At 40.8% G+C, this 24,719-nt stretch carries 21 protein-coding genes, 9 tRNA genes, 1 rRNA gene, 1 pseudogene and 1 riboswitch; of the genes and pseudogenes, 7 read left to right on the top strand and 25 right to left on the bottom strand.

What is annotated here, in order from left to right; genetic code table 11:
* The 11 genes from M5A78_RS08305 to M5A78_RS08355 all read right to left on the bottom strand — a co-directional run.
* Positions 1 to 63 (bottom strand): 16S ribosomal RNA (locus tag M5A78_RS08305); the annotation flags it as partial.
* Between the two features lie 113 nt (positions 64 to 176).
* Positions 177 to 250, bottom strand: a tRNA-Gly gene (locus M5A78_RS08310).
* Positions 251 to 263: 13 nt separating this feature from the next.
* Positions 264 to 340, bottom strand: a tRNA-Pro gene (locus tag M5A78_RS08315).
* 6 nt (positions 341 to 346) lie between these two features.
* Positions 347 to 423, bottom strand: a tRNA-Arg gene (locus M5A78_RS08320).
* 62 nt (positions 424 to 485) lie between these two features.
* Positions 486 to 571: transfer RNA gene (locus tag M5A78_RS08325), tRNA-Leu, on the bottom strand.
* Between the two features lie 62 nt (positions 572 to 633).
* Positions 634 to 718 (bottom strand) — tRNA-Leu (locus M5A78_RS08330).
* Between the two features lie 30 nt (positions 719 to 748).
* Positions 749 to 823: transfer RNA gene (locus M5A78_RS08335), tRNA-Gln, on the bottom strand.
* Between the two features lie 56 nt (positions 824 to 879).
* Positions 880 to 951, bottom strand: a tRNA-Glu gene (locus M5A78_RS08340).
* A 9-nt stretch (positions 952 to 960) separates the two neighbouring features.
* Positions 961 to 1,051, bottom strand: a tRNA-Ser gene (locus M5A78_RS08345).
* A gap of 4 nt (positions 1,052 to 1,055) precedes the next feature.
* Positions 1,056 to 1,130: transfer RNA gene (locus M5A78_RS08350), tRNA-Asn, on the bottom strand.
* Positions 1,131 to 1,239: 109 nt separating this feature from the next.
* Positions 1,240 to 1,713 carry a SprT family protein gene (locus tag M5A78_RS08355; protein WP_248734827.1) on the bottom strand — a complete coding sequence of 158 codons (474 nt, stop codon included), beginning with the start codon at positions 1,711 to 1,713 and terminating at the stop codon, positions 1,240 to 1,242.
* 95 nt (positions 1,714 to 1,808) lie between these two features.
* Here M5A78_RS08355 and cmpA point away from each other — a divergent pair, with 95 nt between their 5' ends.
* Entirely contained in the window at positions 1,809 to 1,922 is a 114-nt protein-coding gene (gene cmpA, locus M5A78_RS08360) for a cortex morphogenetic protein CmpA (RefSeq protein WP_248734828.1), read from the top strand.
* Positions 1,923 to 1,941: 19 nt separating this feature from the next.
* Here cmpA and M5A78_RS08365 read toward each other — a convergent pair whose 3' ends face one another.
* From M5A78_RS08365 to acpS, 6 genes are all read right to left on the bottom strand, one after another.
* Positions 1,942 to 4,125 (bottom strand): Tex family protein, encoded by a 2,184-nt coding sequence (locus M5A78_RS08365; protein WP_248734829.1) that lies wholly within the window; start codon positions 4,123 to 4,125, stop codon positions 1,942 to 1,944.
* Between the two features lie 173 nt (positions 4,126 to 4,298).
* The gene (ndoA, locus tag M5A78_RS08370; RefSeq protein ID WP_007083556.1) at positions 4,299 to 4,649 is read right to left on the bottom strand and encodes a type II toxin-antitoxin system endoribonuclease NdoA; all 351 of its coding nucleotides are present in this window, start codon (positions 4,647 to 4,649) and stop codon (positions 4,299 to 4,301) included.
* Positions 4,650 to 4,653: 4 nt separating this feature from the next.
* Positions 4,654 to 4,935, bottom strand: coding sequence for a CopG family ribbon-helix-helix protein (locus M5A78_RS08375; protein ID WP_248734830.1), 282 nt, complete (start codon positions 4,933 to 4,935; stop codon positions 4,654 to 4,656).
* A gap of 263 nt (positions 4,936 to 5,198) precedes the next feature.
* On the bottom strand, positions 5,199 to 6,365 hold the full coding sequence (gene alr / locus M5A78_RS08380; protein ID WP_248734831.1) for an alanine racemase: 1,167 nt from the start codon (positions 6,363 to 6,365) through the stop codon (positions 5,199 to 5,201).
* A 309-nt stretch (positions 6,366 to 6,674) separates the two neighbouring features.
* Positions 6,675 to 7,688 (bottom strand): LolA family protein, encoded by a 1,014-nt coding sequence (locus M5A78_RS08385; protein ID WP_248734832.1) that lies wholly within the window; start codon positions 7,686 to 7,688, stop codon positions 6,675 to 6,677.
* A gap of 162 nt (positions 7,689 to 7,850) precedes the next feature.
* Complete coding sequence (gene acpS, locus M5A78_RS08390) at positions 7,851 to 8,198, bottom strand: holo-ACP synthase (RefSeq protein ID WP_248734833.1); 348 nt, start codon at positions 8,196 to 8,198, stop codon at positions 7,851 to 7,853.
* A 90-nt stretch (positions 8,199 to 8,288) separates the two neighbouring features.
* On the opposite strand from acpS, the gene M5A78_RS08395 reads away from it, so the two are divergent.
* Complete coding sequence (locus tag M5A78_RS08395) at positions 8,289 to 9,017, top strand: rhomboid family intramembrane serine protease (RefSeq protein ID WP_248734834.1); 729 nt, start codon at positions 8,289 to 8,291, stop codon at positions 9,015 to 9,017.
* A gap of 260 nt (positions 9,018 to 9,277) precedes the next feature.
* On the opposite strand, the gene M5A78_RS08400 is transcribed toward M5A78_RS08395, so the two are convergent.
* The 5 genes from M5A78_RS08400 to M5A78_RS08420 form a co-directional block, all read right to left on the bottom strand.
* Entirely contained in the window at positions 9,278 to 10,762 is a 1,485-nt protein-coding gene (locus M5A78_RS08400; protein ID WP_248734835.1) for a DEAD/DEAH box helicase, read from the bottom strand.
* 235 nt (positions 10,763 to 10,997) lie between these two features.
* Entirely contained in the window at positions 10,998 to 11,687 is a 690-nt protein-coding gene (locus M5A78_RS08405; protein WP_248734836.1) for an alpha/beta hydrolase, read from the bottom strand.
* A gap of 107 nt (positions 11,688 to 11,794) precedes the next feature.
* A complete protein-coding gene (locus M5A78_RS08410; RefSeq protein WP_248734837.1) occupies positions 11,795 to 13,174 on the bottom strand; it encodes a UDP-N-acetylmuramoyl-tripeptide--D-alanyl-D-alanine ligase in 1,380 nt (459 codons plus the stop codon).
* A 140-nt stretch (positions 13,175 to 13,314) separates the two neighbouring features.
* The gene (locus M5A78_RS08415; RefSeq protein WP_248734838.1) at positions 13,315 to 14,394 is read right to left on the bottom strand and encodes a D-alanine--D-alanine ligase; all 1,080 of its coding nucleotides are present in this window, start codon (positions 14,392 to 14,394) and stop codon (positions 13,315 to 13,317) included.
* Between the two features lie 479 nt (positions 14,395 to 14,873).
* Positions 14,874 to 15,650: a hypothetical protein gene (locus M5A78_RS08420; protein ID WP_248734839.1), complete on the bottom strand. Its 777-nt coding sequence runs from the start codon at positions 15,648 to 15,650 to the stop codon at positions 14,874 to 14,876.
* Between the two features lie 349 nt (positions 15,651 to 15,999).
* Here M5A78_RS08420 and mgtE point away from each other — a divergent pair, with 349 nt between their 5' ends.
* The 5 genes and pseudogenes from mgtE to M5A78_RS08445 all read left to right on the top strand — a co-directional run.
* The gene (mgtE, locus tag M5A78_RS08425) at positions 16,000 to 17,346 is read left to right on the top strand and encodes a magnesium transporter (protein ID WP_406603681.1); all 1,347 of its coding nucleotides are present in this window, start codon (positions 16,000 to 16,002) and stop codon (positions 17,344 to 17,346) included.
* A 334-nt stretch (positions 17,347 to 17,680) separates the two neighbouring features.
* Positions 17,681 to 18,865 (top strand): FtsW/RodA/SpoVE family cell cycle protein, encoded by a 1,185-nt coding sequence (locus tag M5A78_RS08430; RefSeq protein WP_248734841.1) that lies wholly within the window; start codon positions 17,681 to 17,683, stop codon positions 18,863 to 18,865.
* Positions 18,866 to 19,161: 296 nt separating this feature from the next.
* A complete protein-coding gene (locus M5A78_RS08435; RefSeq protein WP_248734842.1) occupies positions 19,162 to 19,755 on the top strand; it encodes a DedA family protein in 594 nt (197 codons plus the stop codon).
* Between the two features lie 348 nt (positions 19,756 to 20,103).
* The gene (locus tag M5A78_RS08440) at positions 20,104 to 20,301 is read left to right on the top strand and encodes a hypothetical protein (RefSeq protein WP_406603679.1); all 198 of its coding nucleotides are present in this window, start codon (positions 20,104 to 20,106) and stop codon (positions 20,299 to 20,301) included.
* A pseudogene (locus tag M5A78_RS08445) lies at positions 20,279 to 20,511 on the top strand (transposase); the annotation flags it as partial. The gene M5A78_RS08440 and the pseudogene M5A78_RS08445, both read left to right, overlap by 23 nt.
* 218 nt (positions 20,512 to 20,729) lie before the next feature.
* On the opposite strand, the gene M5A78_RS08450 reads toward M5A78_RS08445, so the two are convergent.
* From M5A78_RS08450 to M5A78_RS08460, 3 genes are all read right to left on the bottom strand, one after another.
* Complete coding sequence (locus M5A78_RS08450; protein ID WP_248734843.1) at positions 20,730 to 21,059, bottom strand: hypothetical protein; 330 nt, start codon at positions 21,057 to 21,059, stop codon at positions 20,730 to 20,732.
* Positions 21,060 to 21,135: 76 nt separating this feature from the next.
* Positions 21,136 to 21,279, bottom strand: a riboswitch (guanidine-I (ykkC/yxkD leader).
* 56 nt (positions 21,280 to 21,335) lie between these two features.
* The gene (locus M5A78_RS08455) at positions 21,336 to 23,162 is read right to left on the bottom strand and encodes an APC family permease (RefSeq protein ID WP_248734844.1); all 1,827 of its coding nucleotides are present in this window, start codon (positions 23,160 to 23,162) and stop codon (positions 21,336 to 21,338) included.
* Between the two features lie 204 nt (positions 23,163 to 23,366).
* Positions 23,367 to 24,548 carry a NupC/NupG family nucleoside CNT transporter gene (locus M5A78_RS08460; RefSeq protein WP_248734845.1) on the bottom strand — a complete coding sequence of 394 codons (1,182 nt, stop codon included), beginning with the start codon at positions 24,546 to 24,548 and terminating at the stop codon, positions 23,367 to 23,369.
* Between the last annotated feature and the right edge of the window lie 171 nt (positions 24,549 to 24,719).

Below are 24,719 nucleotides of genomic sequence, written 5' to 3' on the forward strand. Positions count from 1 at the left end.
GACTTGCATGTATTAGGCACGCCGCCAGCGTTCGTCCTGAGCCAGGATCAAACTCTCCAAGAAAGTTGATTAGCTCATAAAAGTTACGTTGGCTTAGTTTCAATTGAAACTAATAATTTTTGTTTGTTGACGTTTTTGTTTGTTTAGTTTTCAAAGAACAAGTTCAAATTAAAGTTTGGAGCGGGTGATGGGAATCGAACCCACTACATCAGCTTGGAAGGCTGAGGTTTTACCAGTAAACTACACCCGCATATTTTTTTGAATGGTCGGGAAGACAGGATTCGAACCTGCGACCCCTTGGTCCCAAACCAAGTGCTCTACCAAGCTGAGCTACTTCCCGATAAAATGGCGCGCCCGGAAGAAGTCGAATCCACAACCTTCTGATCCGTAGTCAGACGCTCTATCCAATTGAGCTACGGGCGCATTTTTTTAAAAACAACTTTTAAATCATATCATGCTCAGTCTGGCATGTCAATAACTTTTTTTGGTGCGGCCGAGAGGACTTGAACCTCCACGGGGTTGCCCCCACTAGGCCCTCAACCTAGCGCGTCTGCCATTCCGCCACGACCGCATAATAATTAGCGACAAAAATAATCATAACAGATTATCCACTTTAACGCAAGTGGAAATGATTGGTGCGGGTGAAGGGAGTCGAACCCCCACGCCTTGCGGCGCCAGATCCTAAGTCTGGTGCGTCTGCCAATTCCGCCACACCCGCACATTAATAATTATAAACTCAAAAAAGAAATGGCTGGGCTAGCTGGATTTGAACCAACGCATGTCGCAGTCAAAGTGCGATGCCTTACCGCTTGGCTATAGCCCAATATATAATAAGAATAAGAAACAGGAAATGAACTCGAAATCATTCCCCGCTCCTGATGACCCCTACGGGATTCGAACCCGTGTTACCGCCGTGAAAGGGCGGTGTCTTAACCGCTTGACCAAGGGGCCGTTTTTTTATGGCGGAGAAGGAGGGATTTGAACCCTCGCGCCGGTTACCCGACCTACACCCTTAGCAGGGGCGCCTCTTCAGCCTCTTGAGTACTTCCCCGAAATGGCTCCGCAGGTAGGACTCGAACCTACGACCGATCGGTTAACAGCCGATAGCTCTACCACTGAGCTACTGCGGAAAAATTCAATGCAATAAGGTAGTTACCTTATCGACTCTTTACATTATAAAGACGAAAAAGGCGAAAGTCAATATCCTTTTTCGATAAAGGTTTCTTCCAATTTATCCTGTTATAACAGGATTTCTTCTTTAATTTTCATCAATTTACCTCTACATTTTCCACACACATATCTGCTTGTATCAATGCTTCTTTTTCTCTTATATGAAAGCTGACATTTTGCGCACTGATATATTAAGATTTTTTTATGTGTATGTTTCATTTTCATATCAGGGAGTTGTGTGCAAAAACGCGGTGCCCCTACTTTTTTCAATAATTGTTTAAACTCTTGGTCTCGATGTTGATAACCCTTTCCTTCAAGGTGAAGATGATAATGACATAGCTCATGCTTTATAATCCCGATTAATTCTTTCTCACCCAACTGTTCTAAATACTTTTTATTTATTTCAATATTATGCGTGCCAAGAAGGTATCTTCCACCCGTTGACCTTAATCTAGGATTAAACAAAGCTTGATGCTTAAACGGTTTTCCAAATGAAGCAACCGATATCTTTTCAACCAATGATTGGAGTTCTCTCTCTTCCATTTTAGAGGCCCTCACTTTCTTACCGAACGTGACAACCTATTATAGCATATATTGTATATACCTTTAACGATGATGTATTTCGGGAGGTTTTACTAATGCCAACTTGGTTGCAAAACCAAATGCAAAGAGCTTTCTATGAGAAGGACCGCTATCAGATCAAGCTATTAAATCAATGCTGGTTTTTTTACAGAAAAAAACACTGCTCCTAAATGCAGTGTTTTCCCTTGTCTATGATGGCGCCAGCATAGTCAATGCAACGCGACCTTTTTTCATATCGACTGAATCTACCCAAACCGTAACAACATCACCAACAGATACAATATCCAATGGGTGTTTTACAAATCGATTGCTCAGCTTTGAAATATGCACAAGCCCATCCTGTTTTACACCAATATCGACAAATGCACCAAAGTCAACAACATTGCGAACAGTTCCCTGAAGCTCCATACCTGCCTTCAAGTCCTCCAACTTTAGAACATCTTTTTTCAGAAGAGGACGTGGTAAATCATCGCGCGGATCTCGTTCCGGTCTTACTAAGGCATCAATAATGTCCTTTAAGGTTAATTCACCGATGGCAAGTTCTCCAGCAACAGATTTTAATTCAAGACCGCTAAGGGCAGCCATCAACTCTTCCGAACCAAGATCATCGGTTGTAAAACCAAGACTTACCAATAGCTTCTTCACTTCATCGTAATTTTCCGGATGAATTCCCGTTCGGTCTAGCGGCTGTTTTCCATCTAGGACACGTAAGAAACCAATGGCCTGTTCATAGGTTTTTGCGCCCAGACGCGGTACTTTCTTTAATTGAACCCTGCTAGTAAATTTCCCTTCCTCTTCGCGCTTTTTAACAATATTGCTTGCAGCCGTTTTATTTAGCCCAGCAACATACTGCAAAAGTGAGGAGGACGCAGTATTCACATTGACACCGACCCGGTTAACCGCCGTTTCAACGACAAAATGCAAGGATTCAGAAAGCCGCTTCTGGGAAACATCATGCTGGTACTGGCCGACCCCTACGGATTTCGGGTCTATTTTTACCAATTCAGCTAACGGATCCTGCAAACGGCGGGCAATTGAGACGGCACTTCTTTCTTCAACATGGAAATTCGGGAACTCTTCCCTTGCCAAATCAGAGGCTGAGTAAACACTGGCACCGGCCTCATTTACGATTAGATAAAAGATTTCATCCTTCATTTCTTTTAAAATATCTGCAACAAACTGCTCTGTTTCTCGTGAGGCCGTGCCGTTTCCGATAGCTGCCATTTCTACTTTATATTCACGCAGAAGGTTTATAAACTTTTCGCGCGCTTCTTTTGTTTTTGAAACTGGTGGGTGCGGGTAGATAACATCGATTTTCAACACCTTACCTGTTTCATCAACGACCGCTAATTTACAACCTGTTCTGTAAGCAGGGTCGACACCGATGACTACTTTTCCTTTTAACGGCGGCTGAAGCAACAAATTTCTTAGGTTTTCAGAGAATATATGTATTGCTTGTTCTTCGGCTTTTTCCGTTAACTCACTGCGAATTTCCCGTTCAATTGAGGGCTGAATTAATCTTTTATAGCTATCCTCAATCGCTTCATTGACAACAGGTGCTACTGGAGAATGTTCCTTTTGGATCCACTTTTTCGCGAGATAAGACATAATTAAATCGGAATTCATTTTAATTGAAACCCGAAGAATATCTTCCTTTTCCCCACGATTTAAGGCAAGGCTTCGATGGGGAACAATTTTGTTTACCGGCTCTTCATACTCATAGTACATTTCGTAAACATTTTTCTCGTCTTTTTCTGCATCTTTCACTACAGAAACAACAGCACCTGACCTAAATGTTTCTTTACGAATCCATTTGCGGCTATCGGCATCATCCGATACCCATTCAGCGACGATGTCTTTCGCGCCGGCAATGGCATCTTCTATTGTAGGGACTTCTTTTTCTTCCGATAGAAATTCCCGTGCTTTTTCATCGATGCTTTCTTTAGAGAATGTCATCAGCCATTTTGCAAACGGTTCTAAACCTCTTTCTTTAGCAATAGTCGCCTTTGTTCGTCTTTTTTGTTTATATGGACGATATAAATCTTCAACCTCTTGAAGTTTTTCTGCATTCGTGATGGATTGACTCAGTTCAGCTGTTAATTTTCCTTGTTCTGCAATGATGCGAAGAACCTCTTCTTTTCTTTGTTCAAGATTCTGGATATACTGCCAGCGGTCCATGATGTTTCGTATCTGCACTTCATCAAGGGCACCCGTCATTTCCTTACGGTACCGAGCAATAAATGGTACGGTGTTGCCTTCATTCAATAACGAAATAACACTTTTCACCTGTTTATAGGAAATCGCTTGTTCAGCGGCAATTTTACCTAACAGCTGATCATCTTTTACTGTATCATTCACAAAACAATCCTCCATTCCGATAATATTCTTATTGTATCAAAATAGCCTCGTCGTTTCATTAAACGAACCAGCTCCGCCCCTTTTCCACACAAAAGAAAAGCAAGCTGCAATAGCTTGCCTTTAAGCAGAATTATTAAGGTCAGGATATGTACGAAAAAACGCTCTTTCTAAAAAGAGCGTGTTTTAAACTAAAATTCGATGAGACCTAGGCTTACCTGCAAGGCTTCATCCACTTTCTCCATCATTTCATCATCGAGATGGGTAATTTTATCGGTTAACCGCTGCTTATCAATTGTACGAATTTGCTCTAACAGAATGACTGAATCTCGTTCAAATCCGTAGCGCTTCGCATCAATTTCTACATGAGTAGGAAGCTTCGCTTTTTGAATTTGAGCTGTAATCGCTGCAACAATCACTGTGGGACTAAACCGATTCCCGATGTCATTTTGGATGACAAGTACAGGACGGACGCCGCCTTGTTCAGAACCAACAACTGGGGATAGGTCCGCGAAATAAACGTCACCACGCTTGACAATCAAAAGATTATCCCCCACTTACAAGACGTTCAACTGTGTGTTCTGCCTCATATTCTGCTTGAAAGGCTTCAGATGCAATCCCAAGATTAATCTTTGCCATTTCCATGTATCCACGTCTCATGGACTCGCGAATTTGTCTCTTTTTTCGTTCGCGCAAATACATTTTTGTTGCCTGATAGATAAACTCACTGCGGTTTACATTTTCTTGCTTAGCAAAACCATCTAATTCAGTTAAAAGATGTTGCGGTAACTTCACTAAGATTTCCGTAGTTGCGCCGATTTCAGACACAAACATACACCTCCACCATCACTACACACCATTTTTTCGCTAATCAGAATTTATTTCCTAAATTCTGAACGCATAATTCAACTAAACCTTTGTCTTCGCCAATCGGCGAGTTTTCTTTATCTATACCATATTTTATAATAACACTAAACACACTTAATGCATAGACTAAATATAATTCTACTGTATTATAAGCCAATAAAAGCTGCTTTTATGCACAAAATCATCGCAATATCATAAATATGTGCGATTTTTTAAAAATACGCCTATTTATCGTTAAGAAGATAATTTTTTAAATCGACAATTTCTCCACCTTTTTTGTAAAGACGCGGAACACGATTCGCAATGATACATGGTACCTCATAGTTAATCGTATCAAGTTTTTCAGCAATTTCATTAACTGAAATGAATTGTTCCGTCTGCCCGCCAATGAGTGTCACCGTAGTTCCAACCGGAACATCGTATGGGAGTAGAATCATACATTGGTCCATGCAAATTCTGCCGACAATTGGCGAACGTTTGCCATCCACTAACACTTCTTGCCCCTGCAATCTACGAATCCAGCCGTCTGCATAACCAATTGGAATAGTGCCGATCCACTCTTCTCCCGTACTTTCATAGGTTGCCCCGTAGCTAACCTTTTCTCCCTTTTGCAGTTTTTTCACATGGACAAGCCGTGATTTAAGTGAAAATGCCTCTCTTAGCGGGAAAGGAATTTCCTTTTCCATTTCAAGTGACGGCGTTAACCCATACATGGCAATGCCAAGCCGGACTGTGTTAAAATAGGCCTTTGGAAAACGGATGGCCGCTGCACTATTGCTGGAATGAATATACTTTGGTCGTTCCGACAATGCACTGACTATGTTTTCAAATCGAGCTAGCTGTTCCTCAAAATAAGTTGTATCTAATTCATCAGCTGTTGCAAAATGCGTATAAATCCCTTCAAGATGGAAGCGTTCATCTTCAGCCGCGATCCTCTCGATTGCTCTTAATTCATCTGTGCTTCGAACTCCGATTCTCCCCATCCCTGTATCTACTTTAATATGAATAAGCAGTCTTTCATTTGTTTGAATATGCTTTTTCGCCTCTTGCAGCCATTCCTCTTGAAAAATAGTAAGGGTGATCTTATATTTTACCGCAACGTGTGCATCTGTTGGACGCGTTGCTCCTAAAACAAGAATCGGTGCGCTAATTCCTTTATTTCTCAGGGCCATCGCTTCATCCATAAAGGCTACTGCTAAATAAACTGCCCCTGCTGTAAGTGCGGTTTCTGCTACCTGAACATCCCCGTGACCGTAAGCATTTGCTTTGACAACCGCAATAACGCCAACATTCTGAGGCAGATGCTTTTTTACAAGGGCAACATTCTCAGAGATGCAATCTAAATCCACTTCTGCCCATGTATCTCGATAGAAATATCCCTGCTCTTCCATATTTACACTTCCTAATATTAATTAAAACATTATCCCATTTTACCACAAAAAAGCGCAAACTGCCTTTCGATATAATTTCATAAAAAACTATCATGAGCCTCAACTCCCAACCCTACCATGGAAATAAATTTAGAGAACAAGCCGTAGTCACCTAATAAAGGCGGTGAGAGCAGAGCTAGGCTTCACATCTTTCGTCTAGTGAAATGGGTATTTCACTTTAACTGGTTAAAGTGATTCATTTTTGCGGCGCTCCGCCCCTTTTCCACAGAAAAACAGACCCTAATAAAAGAATCTGCAAAATGAATCATGTTATTTAACCGCTTCGCCTTGAACCGATTTTGCTACCTCAATCAGTTCATTCTTGGTAAGGTTCTTCGAGGCAATCATGTAATCTATTCCGTCATGAGACCAAGAAATTGAATGGTCAGAAACGGCTCCAATCGTCATACCTAAGTCAACGATATCCCCCTCCACATAGGTTGGAGTGGAAGATGCTACTTTCACCGTTACCTTCTCCTGAACAAGTGTATATGATTTTTTACCGTCATAGGTAAGGACAACCCTCTTCCCATCTTCAATCTTGACTTCTTTTTCTCCGATAAACTTCGTTCCTTTAAGTTCAAACGTCGGATACTTAACGGTAAAGGCACTATCCTTACCATTCGCCATGGCAGGTAGCCCAAGCTGGGCACGCGTCATGTTCTTCTTCATATCGAAATCGTCCTTGTCAAAGTTCGTATTAAATTTTACCTTTGAAAATTCGACAGTTACAAGAGCATTCCGGTCGGGATCCATTACCTTTACAACGGCAGGTGATAAGTCACTTTTATTCAATTTAATTTCTTGGAATGGAAGCATGCTATTATTTTGATAACGGGTTTTTGTTTCAAAGATATAATAGTCTTTCGTGGTAGAGAATTTGGCACTTTTATCCATGACGATATCCTTTATTAGTGATTCATACAAATACGCCTGACTGCTGTTTTGCGGCCAATCGCTTTGGAAACGGAAGCTCTTATTTAGTGCAGGAGTTAGGACAAATACCCCTTGGTTATTTCGTAAAATCATTTGACTTTGGTCTTTTTCAGCATTTTTCAAATTCACCCGATAGAAGGTAGGATCTTTGTGCCAAATTTCCACGTTATAAATCTGTGAATCTGAGCCCATTTTCAACGTCATTTTTGCTTTCACCTTGTAACTGGTTAAGTCCCCCTGTTTACTCTTTAACTCCTTTACCACATCATCTTGTGATTTAGAGCCACAGGCTGCGAGTAGTAAGATGACACTCAGTGTTGTCATAAGCAGCAACAACTTTTTCCTCATTCCTTCAACCCCTTCTTGTCTCATTTCATATGATTATAAGAAGAGAAAGGTAGTGAAGGATTATAGCTGACCTTGTCTCTCCTATTTCCCTATGAATATATGAGACAACCTAGGGGAATATGCTTATGAGGTTGCCATGCTCTTTATATTTATTAAAAAATGTTATTCCTCAATGACCACCTGTGCAACAGCATAGTCTCTGCTATGGGAGATTGACAAATGGGCTGGAACATCTGGTTTTGCAAAAAACGGTTTCCCGGAATCGTCCGTTCCAATTTCAATATCTAAAAATGACAGTTCTTTCCCGATACCTGTCCCAGCCGCTTTTGAGAAAGCTTCTTTTGCTGCAAATCTTCCTGCTAAAAATTCAACTTTCCTGTGCTCCGATAACTCTTCAAACTTCCCTTTTTCATTACTAGTTAACACACGATCAACAAATTTTCTTTGTCTGTTGATGATTTCCTGCACCCTGGAAAGTTCTATAATATCAATCCCAATCCCTTTTATCATAATGCATCTTCCTTCTAATTAAATTTCTGTTAGCATATTAGTGTACAAGATAGAAATTAAGTCTATGATGTTAATGAAAGGAGGTTTATCATGTTTACCAGAACCGAAAGCTTTCGCGAGTTTATTCGCTTTTATCCAGTTGTTTCTACTATTATTACCATTCATTTAGCCTTATACTTATTAACCGTTTTACCAATCTTCCCAAACTATTGGTTCTTTGAAACCCTTTCAGGGGTAAACCTTTATATTATGGAAGGGGAATATTGGCGGTTGATTACACCGATCTTTATGCATAGCGGCTTTACTCATATGCTGTTTAATAGTTTTTCACTTGTGTTATTTGGTCCCGCGCTTGAGCGAATACTTGGCGGTGGCAGGTTTCTATTCGTTTATCTTCTTTCCGGACTGATCGCCAATGTGGCCACGCTTCTGCTTGAGCCATTAACCTATACCCACGTTGGCTCAAGCGGTGCCATATTTGGACTGTTTGGCTATTATATTGCCATCATCATGTTTCGAAAACATTGGCTATCCAAGCAAAACTCACAAATTATTCTTACCCTTTGTGTCATCAGTTTGATTATGACCTTTTTACAGCCCAATATAAATATTACTGCCCATCTGTTCGGATTATTTGGCGGTTTTTTACTTGGGGCGATTCCTTATTTTAATAAAAGGGACTTTTCTGATTCCATCAAAAGCACGGCAAACTGGGCCGGAAACAAGAGGAAGGCCATTTCCTTCCAATCCCCTTTGAAAGTTCTGATTTGGGCAGCGATAATCATCATCGCCATCCTAGGATTTTTAACTCAAAAATAAGATAAGGGCAACAATGACGATTGGGACGGCAAAATACCGCTTTTTTGCGGTTGGGAAACCATGCCTTCCCTCCTTATTCTTAGCCTTCCAATATGTTTAGTATACAAATAGTTCGAACAAAAGTACCACTCCCAATTTATTTATTCCAATCGATTAACGGTCAAGAAATCATTGCCTGAGGATGATGAAGATTAATGAGAGAAATCAAAAGAGCATGGACAACGTTGTCCATGCTCTTTACTGCGCTTCCGCTTTTCTATTTATTGATGATTAAAGCTTCTTGGCTTTGATGTTTTTCCACCAGTTCTTTTTTCACCACTTCTTGGCTTGACCGGTGCCTTTTTTCTGTTACGATCCCCACTATACGACCCTCTAGAATCGTCTCTTCTGCGACGGTCACGGTCTTGTGGTTTTCTGTCTCTCTTTTGTGGAAGCTGTTCTTCCGTCAACTTAATCGGTGTCGTATCCGGTTCCTTTGTTAACATTTTCAAAACAGCCGCAATAACTGTTGATGCATCATTTTCTTCTAGTAATTCTTGAGCTGCTGCCTTGTAATAATGTAAGTTGTTCGATTCAATCGTTTGGACAATTTTTTCAACAACCGCTTTTTGTTGTCCTTCTAATGCTTCATCAAGCGTTGGAGCCTTCATTTTTTCCATCTTGCGTTTTGTTGTTTTTTCAACAACTGCTAGATATGACTTTTCACGCGGTGTAATAAAGGTTAATGCGATACCCTTTTTACCGGCACGGCCTGTACGGCCAATACGGTGCACATAGCTTTCTGGATCCTGCGGGATATCAAAGTTATATACATGGGTAACTCCAGAAATATCAAGTCCCCTTGCGGCTACGTCCGTTGCTACAAGGACATCGATCGTTCCTTCTTTAAATTTACGAAGGACAGATAAACGTTTTGCCTGGCTTAAATCGCCATGGATCCCTTCTGCCGTATATCCTCGTAAGGTTAATGCTTCTGATAGCTCATCGACACGGCGCTTTGTCCGGCCAAATACAATCGCAAGTTCAGGTGATTGAATATCAAGAAGTCTTGTTAACACATCGAATTTATTTCTTTCTTGAACTTCAAGGTAATATTGTTCAATCGAAGGAACGGTCATTTCTTTCGTTTTAACACGAACGATTTGCGGGTCCCTCATGAATCTTTCTGCCATTCTTTGAATTGGCCCTGGCATTGTTGCTGAGAATAGCAACGTCTGGCGGTCTGCAGGTGTTGAAGCAAGGATAGATTCAATGTCTTCAATAAAGCCCATGTTTAACATTTCATCTGCTTCATCAAGGATCACTGTGTTAACTGTATCAAGGCGCATCGTTTTTCTATTAATATGATCCAATACACGTCCTGGAGTACCAACAATGATATGAGGTGCTTTCTTTAATGATCGGATTTGGCGGCTGATGTCTTGTCCGCCGTAAATTGGGAGTACGCGAACTCTTTTACCGGAACCAATTTTATAAAGCTCCTCTGATACTTGAATCGCAAGTTCACGTGTTGGCGCGATAATAATCCCTTGGATGGCATCCTGTTTCGTATCAACTTTTTCTACCAATGGAATTCCAAATGCAGCTGTTTTACCTGTTCCAGTTTGAGCTTGCCCGATCAAATCAATATTTTTCAAACCCAATGGAATCGTCTCTGCCTGGATTGGTGTTGCTTCCTCAAAACCCATTTTGAGGACAGCCTTTAAAGTGGCCTGGCTTAGGCCTAATTCTTCAAACTTCGTCAATGTTTTCATTCTCCTTCATCTATTTGAAAATATTTTTGCAAAAGTGCTGAATATATTCCACACGCATCAAAATCAAAATGCGGTAATAGCTTCTTGTTTATTTTACCAAAAAAAAGACATTCCTCCAAAAGAGTATGCCCTTTATTTATCGTTCTTAAGACACGTTGATGATTATCATACCACTATTGCTAGTATATTGCAATAAAGACAAGTTTACTTAAGTCCGAAACCGGTCTTACCGCTTCATCAAAAATTCCAGCACTTGAGAAAACAGGGCAGTATTCTCCTCACAGTGACAAATAAGATGATTCGATTGCTTTATTAGCATGAGCTTTTTCTGTTTTGCTCCAATGGTCCGATACAAGTATTCAGCACTTTTGGGCGGCACAATCCCGTCAAGCTCCCCTTGGGCAATTAAGGTCGGCACTTCTACCTGATGCAGTATAGGTCTAATAAAGGAAACAAGCCGACGGAATTGTAATGTTGCCGTTAGTGGGGTTTCTATTATCTTTCTTTTATAGCGCAGAAATAATTCATTATCCTGCAAGTTTCCACTAAAAGATTCCTTAATCATCCTTTTAATATCACGAGCCAGCTGCCGTGGATTTATATAGTAGGCAGCAGCACTTAGCAGTATTAGCTTGTCCACAGGATAATGAGCAGCCAGAAAACTGGCAATCAGACCTCCCATCGAAAAACCAATCACATATACCTCATCACAGGTGTCGATAAGAGTTTTTAATTCTCCCTCAGCACAATCAATCCACTCTTGATAGTGGATCCCCTTTAAAGAGCCAGGTTCGCCATGTCCAGGCAGCGTAGGAACAGACAACTTCCAATCCGTCCTTTCCTGCAGATACCGGGCAAGCGGCTCTACTTCATCAGGAGAACCCGTAAAGCCATGAAGAAATAAACAGCCAATCATTCTTGCTCACCTGCCAATTAGGTCAACTTTTTCATAATATCAAAATTTATATCATTGAAGTTCGAGAAATGTCTAGTTCCTGCGCTTAGGAGCTTGCGCTTTTTTCGTCACTTCTTTTGTAAGGAAGTGACGATTTCCTCTAGCTTCATTCCGCGTGACGCCTTTACAAGAACCAACGTGTTTTTATTTACACGACGCTCTAATTCATGAATGAGCTCGGCTTTATCTGTAAACGCGAGCACTCTTTTCTCTCCTAGAACTGCAGCCGCACCTCGCGCAATATGTCCGGCTAAGCTACCATAGGTAAACACATAATCAATTTTATTTGCGTTCAAGGCTTCGCCAATTTGCAAATGGTATTGTTCCTCTTGCGGGCCAAGCTCAAGCATGTCACCAAGAACAAGAATTTTCTGCTCATATCCCTGAAGGTTTGATACTAATTCGACGGCCGCCGTCATCGAAGTCGGACTGGCATTATAGGCATCATTAATAATTTTTTCCCCGAGCTTGCCTTCGACAAGCTCCATTCGCATATTTGTCAGCTTAATACTGGCTAATCCTGCATTCATTTTTTCAAACGGGATTGAAAAATGATGAGCAATTAGCATCGAGGCAAGCGCATTTAAGATATTGTGGGTGCCAAGAACCGGTAGTTCAAAGGACGCGTGTGATGTATTGATTTTGAAGCTGTTTCCTTGTTCCATCTGGGTGATTTCTAATGGATATACATCATTGGTTTCACTTCTGCCGAAGGTTTGAATTTGGACATTCCCTTTGCTTTGTTGAATCCGTTCCATCAGAAGCGGCTCATCGCCGTTTAGTACAGCCAGCCCACCTTCCTTGAGTCCTTGGAGAATCTCAAGCTTTGCTTCTGCTATTCCTTCTCTTGAGCCAAGGTCAAGAAGATGGGATTCGCCGATATTTGTAATGACAACGGCATCTGGACGGGCAAGTTTTGTCAGGAATTCAATTTCTCCTCTACCGCTCATCCCCATCTCAAGGACGGCAATTTCTGTGTCCTCGTTCAAGCTTAAAACGGTTAACGGAAGACCGATGTGATTATTAAAATTCCCTTCTGTTTTTTGCACCTTATATTGTATGGATAAAAGGCCGGCGGTCATATCCTTCGTTGTTGTTTTTCCATTACTTCCCGTGATTCCAACTACCTTAACAGGCAATTCTTGCCGATACTTTCGTGCTAATTCCTGCAGGGCTGCAAGGCAGTCCTCCACAATAAGGATTGGCAAATGCATGGGCGGATTGGGAACACCCTTCTGCCAAAGGGCGGCAGCTGCTCCCCTTTGAATAGATTCCTCTACATACTTATGTCCGTCAACACGGTCTCCTATAATCGGAACAAACAAGTTTCCTGTTGCTATTTTACGGGAATCAATCGTTACTCCTTCGACCATCAAATCAGAATAAGAGCTGCTATCATTTTCGGCAGAAATCATCGCGGCAATCTGCCTTAGGGATCGTTTGATCATCTTGATCCTCCTCTATTTTTAAAAATAAACTATCATAATTTCTTTATACTTCGCTAACCGGGCCTTTCCGCTTTTCTAAAATAGAAACGGACACGACGCTTAGCCGTGTCTGTCGTTGTTGTATTCTCATATTAGTATGATTAAAAGGTGTATTTAATATTTTGCTTTACCGCATGTCTCTCTTGAGCAAGACCAACAAGACGCTCAATTAATTGCGGATACTCCACCCCGGTGTGCTTCCACAAAAGCGGGAACATGCTAAATGGTGTGAAGCCTGGCATCGTATTTACCTCATTGATTAACACTTTGCCTTCCTTTGTCAAAAAGAAATCGGCCCGCACTAGTCCGGAGCAATCCAATGCTTTAAACGCCCGTACCGCCATTTCCTTCAATTCTTCATATTCCTGATCGGATATCTCAGCTGGGATGATGAGTGCCGTTTCACCATCTTCATACTTCGCTTTATAATCGTAGAAGTCCATTTTCGGAACGATTTCACCGGCAACAGAACATTCCGGATCATCATTTCCAAGCACCCCTACCTCAATTTCACGGGCAACAACACCCTCTTCGATAATCACTTTACGGTCAAATTGAAAAGCTTCCACGAAAGCGGCCTCTAACTCAGCCTGATTCCTGCATTTGCTAATCCCTACACTCGAACCGAGATTCGCTGGCTTTACAAAACAAGGATAGCCAAGTTCTGCTTCGACCTTCGCATAAGCAGCTTCCTTCGCAGACTCCCATTCGCTTTTAATAAAAGCAACATAGTTCACTTGCGCGAGGCCCGCCTGCGCAAAGATATTTTTCATGACTACCTTATCCATTCCCGCAGCTGAAGCAAGAACCCCATTTCCTACATACGGCAAGTTTAACAGTTCTAATAACCCCTGCACCGTTCCGTCCTCGCCGTTTGGTCCATGCAACAATGGAAAAATAACATCAAGCGGTTGTCTTTCTTGTTGTTCCGCTTGAAATAGCGCCGGGGCCAATGATAAGGGTGAAAGTTGATTGCCTTCAGAAAACTCTAATGCCTTCACATGTTCAACCGGTTCTGTGAGTTGAGGCCCTTTAATCCAACGCCCTTCAACATTTATATAAATAGGATGAATTTCAAATTTTTCAAGGTCTAATGCTTTAATAACCGCTAATGCTGTCTGTAAGGACACTTGATGCTCAGCGGATTTTCCTCCATATAACAAACCTAGTTTTGTTTTCATACGAAACAAACCTCCATTTTCTCATTCACGGTTTTATTTTAACACTTAATTAATGAAGATAGAAATCTATACTCCCTGTTTTTTATGTTTTTTCCTTTTGATTATTTTATGATAATACAGCTTGCTTCAAAACAATCTATCGGAATTAGAAAAGCGTAAGGCGCCCGCCTATCGGCGTATGGACTGGAGCGCTTCGACTGAGATAAAGGAAACACGGTGAGCGGAGCGAACCGATGTTGACTTATCGTAGGGAGAAGAGCGAAGTACACTAGCCGATGGCGCCTGTAGCTGGACATTTCTCGAAGTCCAATGTTATAAATTTTTATAGTATTAGAAAAGCGTAAGCACCCGTAATCGATGCTCGTAAGACAGTTATTGTCTCTTATCCGACAGTTACTGTGCTTGGCGCCTGGCGCTGGACAATTTTCAAAGCCAAAAATTTCATATCTTAAAAAAAATCTCTCCGCAATGGGAGAGATTTAAATGACATTCAGTTTCCATTCTTTTGTTTTTTTATCAAAGATGATTTTGGCATGGCAGGGCTTATTGGAGATTTGTTCGTATTCCTCATACATATCATCCATATTTGCGAAATCACCAATCACCCAAATGGGAATTTCAATCCGTGTGCGTTGATGGTCCGCATCCCTTAAAGAAAGACAAATTCCTTCTTTGATGAAGGGTGTCAACGAAAGCAAAATTTCCTTATTCACCTGTGGATAGACACGTTTTTTCCTAATTCCGAGAATGGATTTTTCCAACTTAAGCTCCCCTAGCTTGCCGGCAATCACTTCACTTAGTAAATGGAAAAAATCCTTAAAGCTTCGGTAATAGATTTTGTTATACCAGCCATCATCATGAGCCAGATAAACAAAGCGGTTGCCTAGTTTATTATAAAAAGGAACCTTTAAATGCGTCTTCCGATGGCCTAGATACAGTAATTCAGCTATTTCCTGGCCTGAAAGTTCATTCAAAACTTCTTCCTCAATGAAATCAATCCAGCAGAAATTTCCGTACCCATAAACATCTTCTTGTGATAATTTGTTAATTCTTTCTTCTGGACAATATTCGAGTTGTGTATGCATATTAAAATCAGCGTCATCAAAGCGGTGTGCGAGTAGCAGCAATTGATTTAATGAACCTGAAAAAGCAGCAGCAAATTCACCGAATTCGATACCGTAGGACAATACATACTGGTCTGTTTGGTTTAAATGGACATAGATGAGATCCCGTATGTCTTGATGATGCTTTTTCAAAGCCAAACTCCTCCGATCAACTGTAAAATTTATGTAGAAAAGACAGTTTCCATCCAACTGCCAAATGATATTTTCAATACTTCCTTATTTTATCAAATAATAGGTCAATAAGCTTATTTCAATTCTTTTACAAATAATAAGTTTGATTAACATCGCGGTCATCCCTTTTCTCGATTGCAAATTATCGGCAGTAATTTGAAATATTTCTATTTTCTTTTCTTGATTACACATACTATTTTATAGTTCTGCCTACTATTTATTGTTTTCAATCATTTTTCATCTATTTACTATTGAAAAAATTATTATCAACCCACTGGAAGAAAGGAGTGTGACAAGTTTGATTAAAGATATGTCACAAGATGAAATTAACCTTTATATTATCAAAACATTAAAGGAAAACAAAAAAACGGAATTTGAAGCGATACTTGAGGAGCTTCAGCCTTATGATGTGGCGAAAATTTATGAAGAACTACCGGAGAAGCATAAAGGTCGTTTTCTCCTATTTTTAAAAGTTGACGTCCTCGCCGACCTCATGGAGGAGCTAGAGAAGGAAGAACAGCTGGGTCTATTGAACATACTTGGAATTGAGAAGTCCAGTAAAGTCCTTGATTTAATGGATAATGACGATCTGGCTTTGTTGTTAAATGAATTATCTCCAGAGAAAAAAGCTTCCCTCCTATCAGGGATGAAAACAGAAGAATCGAATGCTGTAAGAGGCATTATGAATTACCCGCCAGAAACAGCGGGTAGAATCATGACAAACCGCTTTGTCTGGATTCGCGACTATTTTACCGTTAGAGAAGCCGTCGATAAATTTAAGATCTTCGCTGAATTTGCCGAATCGATTAACTACCTGTATGTCACTGATGAAGCACGGAAGTTGGTTGGTGTCGTTTCCTATCGAGATTTACTTTTAGCAGAGCCCGAGGAAAAAATCAGCAAGATTATGTATGAACGCGTCATTTCCGTTGCGGTTACAACCGACCAAGAGATTGTCGCGCAAATGGCGCAACGGTATGACTTCTTAGCCATCCCGGTCGTCGACGAGGACAATGTCCTTGTCGGAATTGTGACTGTCGATGACATTATAGATGTCGTCATCAAGGAAGCTAATGAGGATATTGAAAAATTATCAGCATCCGGGAAATCGATTGATTTTGAAACGAAGACATTTGTTGCGGCTGCACGACGGCTTCCATGGCTGATTTTACTGTTGTTTATCGGACTTATCTCTGGAAGAATCATTTCAAGCTTTGAGGAAACCCTTCAGCAGGTCGTAGCACTGGCATTTTTTATGCCGATGATCGCCGGTATGACCGGGAATACAGGAACCCAGTCGTTGGCAGTCGTTGTTAGAGGACTCATTTCTCACGATATTGACAAGAAAGTAATTACTCGTTTAATCGCACGCGAACTTGGCGTTGGTATTACAATCGGGGTGACGTGCGCAGTTTTAATTTCCATTATCGCTTATATCTGGCAGGGGAATCTGATTTTAGGTGCAGTTGTCGGTATCTCCCTTTTCTTTACCCTTATTATCGGGACACTTGCAGGGACAATCATACCGCTTATTCTTTACCGTTTAAAAATCGACCCTGCGGTGGCGTCGGGACCATTGATTACAACCTTAAATGATATCTTTTCCTTACTCATCTATTTTGGAATCGCGACCATGTTTTTAAAACATCTCGTGTAGTAATGGCTTGTAAGGAAAAGGGGCGAAGCGACGCAAAAACGAATCCGTAGAAGCTTAGCTGTGCTCACACCGCGTGTATTAAGCTAGACTTAGTCTTTGAATGATGTGGTATTTCCAGAGAAGATGGTGGCGTGGAACGCCATTTACGTTTATTAAGAAAATGAAACCTTTCAGCTGGGTAATTCGTTATATTAATAAGGCATTGTTTTATATTACCTCAATGTATTGTAGTCAAACCATTTCTTAGCTAGTCTGAAATAAATTACAGGTTGGGAAAAGTGTTTCCAATAGCGGCTATTGGCGACTGTAATTGGAGAAAAAGTGGGTGTGTCCGATGGAAAAAAACAAGAAAAAAGCGGAGCGTTTTGATTGGACGTTAACATTATTGTTATTTCTCTTTTTCCTCGTTAGCTGTGCCGCCATTTATAGCGCCCAAGCCTCCGGACAATATGGGAATAATTTTTTGGTCATGCAAATCGCTTGGTATATTGTTGGAGCTGCGATCATTTCTGTTTCCATTTTGATCGACGGCTATCAATATAAGCGACTTTCCTGGTTTTTATATGGCTTCGGTCTTATTTTACTAATTGCCGTTTACGTTGCCCCAGAATCAATCGCTCCTGTAAGAAATGGAGCGAAGAGCTGGTTTATCATAAAAGGAATCGGGCAGATTCAGCCCTCGGAATTCGTCAAAACCTTTTTAATATTGGCCTTAAGCCGTGTTATTACATCACACCAAGAAAAGCATCTAGATAAATCGCTGAAAACCGATTTCTTTTTACTTCTGAAATTAGGAATCACAACAGCAGTACCACTAGGATTAATCATGCTACAACCAGACCTAGGGACAGGACTCGTTATCCTATCGATACTAACAGGGCTTATCTTTGTTTCCGGTATTTCATGGAAAATTATTTTACCGATATACAGTGCTGGTGCTTCCCTAGCAGCCCTTATATTCTACCTTGTTTTAATAAAGCCGGACTTTCTTGAAAAATATCTCCATGTGCAAACTTATCAATTTAAACGAATTTATGCTTGGCTTGATCCATATAATCATGCTACAGATGCAAGCTATCACTTAATGAAATCGTTAAGAGCCATTGGATCAGGACTGATTACCGGCAAGGGATTTGGCAATCGTGAGGTTTATATCCCGGAAGCCCATACTGATTTTATTTTTAGCGTCATAGGCGAGGAGTATGGCTTTGTCGGCGGCAGTATTGTGATTGGTCTCTTCTTTCTACTTATCTATCATTTAATCAAGACTGCTTTAGATACAAATGACCCATTTAATACTTATGTCTGCGCAGGCATTATCAGTGTTCTTACCTTTCATGTCTTCCAAAACATTGGTATGACCATCCAAGTGCTGCCAATCACTGGAATTCCGTTGCCATTCATCAGCTATGGCGGCAGCTCACTTATGGGGAATATGTTCGCCATGGGTCTTGTTTACAGCATCCGCTTTCATCATAAAACCTATATGTTTTCATCTGAAAATGCGTTAAGTCAGTAAGTAATAGGCAGCGGTTTCCGCTGTTTTTTGATTAAACGGGTATAAAAAAAGGGAAATTACCATATTTATTTCATTATAAGACAAACTGGTATACACTAAAAAGAAAAGCGCAAGCGCTCGTTTAGCGACGTATGGACTGGAGCACTTTGACTGAGATGAAGGAAACACGGAGAGCGTTAGCCCTCCGATGTTGACTTATCATAGGGAAAAGGGCGAAGTACACTAGCCGCAGGGCGCTGGGGCTGGACAGTAAAAAATGTTCAGTTACAAATATAATACATAAGCGAAGGTGTGCTATGACTGAATTTATTAAAACGATTTTAGAGTTCTTATCACAATTAGGATATCTAGGCATTGCTCTAGGATTAATGATAGAGATTATCCCGAGTGAAATTGTCTTAGGCTATGGCGGCTATATGATTTCACAGGGTCATCTCAATTTTGTAGGATCCGTTATTGCCGGTACTGTAGGCGGAACGATTGCCCAATTGTTTTTATATTGGGCAGGTTACTATGGCGGTCGTCCGTTTTTAGAGAAATACGGGAAATATGTCCTTATTAAAAAGAAACATATTGACATTGCCGAACAATGGTTTAGAAAATATGGAGCTGGTGTCATTTTTTCGGCTCGGTTTATCCCTTTCGTCAGACATGCGATTTCCATTCCCGCAGGGATCGCCAAAATGCCTGCCTCAAAATTCACGCTTTATACCGTGGCTGCTGTATTACCGTGGACCATTCTATTCCTTTATTTAGGGAAGGTATTAGGCAGCAATTGGTCACATATTAAGGAATTCGCACAGCCCTATGTAGTGCCGACTATTATTGCAGCTGTTGTTTTAGGAGCCATCTATTTTTTAATCAAGAAAACAAAGAAAACCACCGATTAAGCACGGTGGTCAGGCTGTCGAAAAACTTTCGATAGCCTTTTTTTATTCGCTTTCTTTAACAATACACCGCGTTAATTTATTATAATAATATTGTTAATATATAGGCCTTACAACAGGTCTGTTGATTTGCGCTCCAGGCGCTTCGCTTTCCGCGGGCGTGCCGGGGAGCCTCCTCGTCGCTTCGCTCCTGCGGGGTCTCCCCAGCCCCGTATTCCCGCAGGAGTCTTCGCGCCTTCCGCTCCAATCAACAGAGTGTTTTTCAATAAAGACCTTCCACTCAACTAATAAATAATAAAAAATAAGTGGTGAAATCAATGTTTAAGCCAAAAGAGTCTAGCCAAAGGATTCGTGTCTATTGATGAATTAGTTCCTGATGATCACCACCTTCGTTTGATTGATAAATATATTGATTTTTCGTTTCTTCTTGAAAAAGTTCTCCCTTATTATAGTGATGATAACGGCCGCCCATCTGATTCACTAATTTTGTTTAAAATGATGTTTATTGGTTATCTTTACGGTATAGGTAAGGTTAAATCGCTTATCTAAATCGGGAAATTGCTTTATAAATTTAGAAAGGAAAAAATTGAGCGAAGCTTCGCAGACTCAAAAGAGCTGCATGGGCTTCGCTACTGCCGGTTACTGGGATTAAAGAATGCAAGTGAACAGACTATACTTATGGCAGCCTGCCAAAATAAAAAAAAGATAGCGACACACTTAGCCAGGTTAGAAAAAGTGTGTTGCAATTCTTTAGGTTGATTTTGCCCCCCTGTTGTTTGGAGCGGAGGGCACTCGACTCCTGCGGGATAGAGAGGCCACGGGAGACCCCGCAGGTGCCAAAGGCGCCGAGGAGGCTCCCGGACCTCCCCGCGGAAAGCGAGTGCCCGGAGCGGAAATCAACAGGCCAGTTAGCAGGGACAATCCATTAATAAAAAATTGCCGAGAAATATACCCTTTCTCGACAATCTGACCACCGATTAAGCACGGTGGTTTTCTTCTTTTGAAAATTTCGCTTGGGCCCATGTGTCCAGCTTTTTAACCTGCTTTTTCCCAAGTGTAAAACCGTAAATGATGAGCAAAACAATGATTAAGGTAAACAAATCTACTTTCTTCGTTGAAATAAAATTGATGATTCCCATCAACACCTGTGGAATCACCCCAGTTAACGCAAATAGAACCGTCGCTACCTTGAACCAGAAGTTCGATTTTAGACCATATCTTGCATATAGCAGTAAGAAGGTTGATGACCACGCTAGCACCTCAAGCCCTACCAATATTGCCCATTTATTCTCAATCAAAAAATTCATTTTCAAAACTCCCTTCCAATCAAATCTCTATTATTTCCAAAAAAAAAGCCAAAAAGAAATATCGGTAATCGATAATTTCTCCCAGGCTTTTATCCTTCCGTGGCCACAGAAAACGGACGTCCCCGTTGGGAAACGTATGACTGAATCCGCTCATTTCCTGTGCGTTTTCTCTCGGACCAGTCTGGCCAGTTAAAGCCACGGAACCCTAGAAAACCAGTTATATTAAATTATGAGGTTATTTTATCACAAAAGAGCTCATCGAGAAACTGCCATTATTTACTTTTTTAAATGATAGGGCAGTGTGGCCACAATAACTTTCTTTTTAAAAATAAGATAGGCACGGATTAATAAGCTTGATTGATTGTGCAAAATATTGTGCCAGCTCTTTTTAGTTATGAATTGCGGAATCAACACCGTTACCTGATAATTATTTTCACTTGCTTTATGCTCAACAGTGTCAATGAATTTGGATAATGGCTGAAGAACACTACGATAGTGGGATTGCAAGGTTACCAGCCGAACATCTGGCTGCCACTTCTCCCATTTTTCTTCGAATCGTTTCTCATCTTCACGATCAAAAGAAACATACACAGCAAAAATTTGATCCGTTAATGACTTGGCATAATTAATAGAGTTTTCAACAACCTTGGTAATCCCTGCTACCGGTACAATAATGACATTTCCCTCAATCGGAATGGCTGGATGTTCCGGATAAATCCTTAATTGTTCTCCCACTGCCTCATAATGCTTATTTATCCTTAAGAAGAGCAATACAATTAATGGTAAAAAGATAACCACAAACCATACCTGACCAAATTTTGTTATGAAAAAAATGAGTAACACAGTTAAGGTAATAAGCGCACCAACTAAATTAGCACTAAGCTTTGCCAGCCATCCAGCTGGCCTTTCACGAAACCATTTCACAATCATCCCTGTTTGAGACAACGTGAACGGAATAAATACTCCCACCGCATAAAGAGGGATTAAGTGCTCCGTTTTCCCCTGAGATGCAATGATAAGTAAAATAGAAGCTGCCCCCAGTGAAACGATTCCATTCGAATAGCCGAGGCGGTCACCTCTAATCGTAAACATCCTTGGCATATACTTATCCTTTGCCAGGCTAAACGCTAATAATGGAAAAGCCGAATAACCGGTATTGGCTGCGAGCACTAAAATCACGGCTGTTGTGCCTTGGATAAAAAAGTAAAGATAATTGCGTCCAAACGTCTCCTTGGCAATTAGTGAAACCACTGTTTCATCACGACTCGGGGCAATGCCATAATAATAAGCAAGGAAGGTAATCCCAGCAAATAATAAAGCCAAGAGCGAGCCCATTAGAATTAACGTCTTCGCGGCATTCTTTGGTGCCGGGTCTTTAAAGTTTGGAATCGCATTAGAGATTGCCTCCACCCCTGTTAAGGCCGAACAGCCCGAAGCAAAGGCCCGAAGCAGCAAGAATAAGGTAATCCCTTGAACCGGTGCCCCGATTGGTGCGTGATGAACAGTTGGAGAAACATTTCCTGTCGATATTTTATAAACACCAACACCAATCAGAAGGAAAATCGCGACCACAAATAAATAGACTGGATAGGCTAATATCGTCGCCGATTCTGTTAAGCCACGAAGATTTAAAATGGTGATGAAAACGACTAGAATGCAGGCAATCAAAACGGTATGTTGATGTAAAGTTGGAATAGCCGATGTAATGGCTGCTGTACCTGCCGATATGCTGACAGCCACTGTCAATATGTAATCAACTAATAACGATCCGCCCGCAATTAATCCCGCTTTCTCACCCAGGTTCTCTTTTGAAACAATATATGCCCCACCACCATGAGGGTAAGAATAGATAATTTGTCGATAAGATACAATGAGCGCTGCTAACAGAAATAAAACGCCTGCTGCAATGGGTACAGAGTACCAAAACGCGATGACGCTAATGGTGGACAGTACAATTAGAATTTGTTCTGTCCCATAAGCCACTGATGATAAAGCATCGGATGACAGAATCGCCAACGCCTTAAAAATGTTTAATTTTTGTTCGCCTAAAGCCGTCGATTTTAACGGCCGGCCAATTAGCAGTCTCTTAAAAGAAGAGAGCATGTGACTCACCCACCAGATTTGAAGTAGAATTACCGATTGATTTTATCACAAGATATTCATGAAAATGAAGTGTTTTCTTTTGAACATCTGTATTTTATTTTGTCCTAGATTTGGGGATTATGAGTAAATTCATTATGATCAAATAAAAAAAAACCACATGGTTAGATCTACTATCCTAGATCTACCATGTAGCTGTTAATAAAATTAAAGCATTAAACCTGTAATCGCAGCTGCTAATAAGCTAACAAGTGTTGCACCATAAAGCAATTTAAGCCCAAACTTTGCCACAAGATTGCCTTTCTTTTCGTTCAAGCCTTTCACGGCCCCGGTAATAATCCCAATCGACGAAAAGTTTGCAAACGAAACAAGGAAGACAGAAATAATCCCCACTGTTCTGCTGGATAATGAAGCAGTAATTTTTGCTAAGTCCATCATCGCAACGAATTCATTCGATAGCAATTTTGTCGCCATAATTGTTCCTGCCTTCACTACTTCTGAAGAAGGCACCCCCACGATAAAAGCGAGTGGGGCGAACACATAACCAAGCGCCATCTGGAAGCTGATGCCGAAAATCGCGGCAAATAGATGATTAATCATGCTGATCAAGGCAACAAAACCGATTAGCATCGCCCCGACAATAATGGCCACTTTGAATCCGTCCAAAATATATTCCCCAAGCATTTCAAAAAAGGATTGTTTTTCTGTTTCATGAATTTCGATAATATCTTCTTGTTCTGTTACTTCATAGGGATTAATAATATTGGCAATGATAAATCCGCCAAATAAGTTTAATACCAATGCGGTAATCACATATTTTGGTTCAACCATTGTCATATAAGCCCCTAAAATCGATGCCGAAACCGTTGACATCGCTGAGGTGCACAATGTATACAGACGATGTTCAGGTAGGTAGGGGAGCTGTTTTTTCACAGAAATAAACACCTCAGACTGGCCAAAAACAGCAGATGCTACCGCATTATAAGACTCTAATTTTCCAAGACCATTCACCTTACTTAAAATGAAACCAAGGAAACGAATGATGATCGGAAGGACTCTAATGTATTGGGCAATTCCGATTAAAACAGAAATAAAGACAATCGGCATCAGAACGTTTAAGAAAAAGGGAGCTGCCCCTTTCATCGCCATTCCGCCGAATACAAAGTTTATTCCTTCAGCTGCATAGTTTAGAAGATGTTCAAATAACCCTGATACTCCTCTAATAATGATAAGCCCTACTCCTGTATTAAGCAGTATATAAGCTAATAACAGCTGCAAACCGAGCATAATCGCAATCGGCTTAAACTTTATCCCTTTTTTATCGCGACTAACCAGAAAGGCAAGCAAAAAGATTACAACCAATGCCGCCAAAAACAAAACAAATTTCAAAATATTTTTCTCCTTTTCCTGTTGTTATCTCTGTGATGTAAAGAAAGAACAAATATACATTTTTCGACAAAAATCGACAGCGTTTTCACACATAAACTTGATTATAGAAGTGTGCATCATACGTGTCAACCTTTTGTAAGGAAGTAGTAAAATTCAGGATATTCGCTCTCA

This window comes from Neobacillus rhizosphaerae (assembly GCF_937468385.1).
Classification (GTDB): domain Bacteria; phylum Bacillota; class Bacilli; order Bacillales; family Cytobacillaceae; genus Neobacillus; species Neobacillus rhizosphaerae.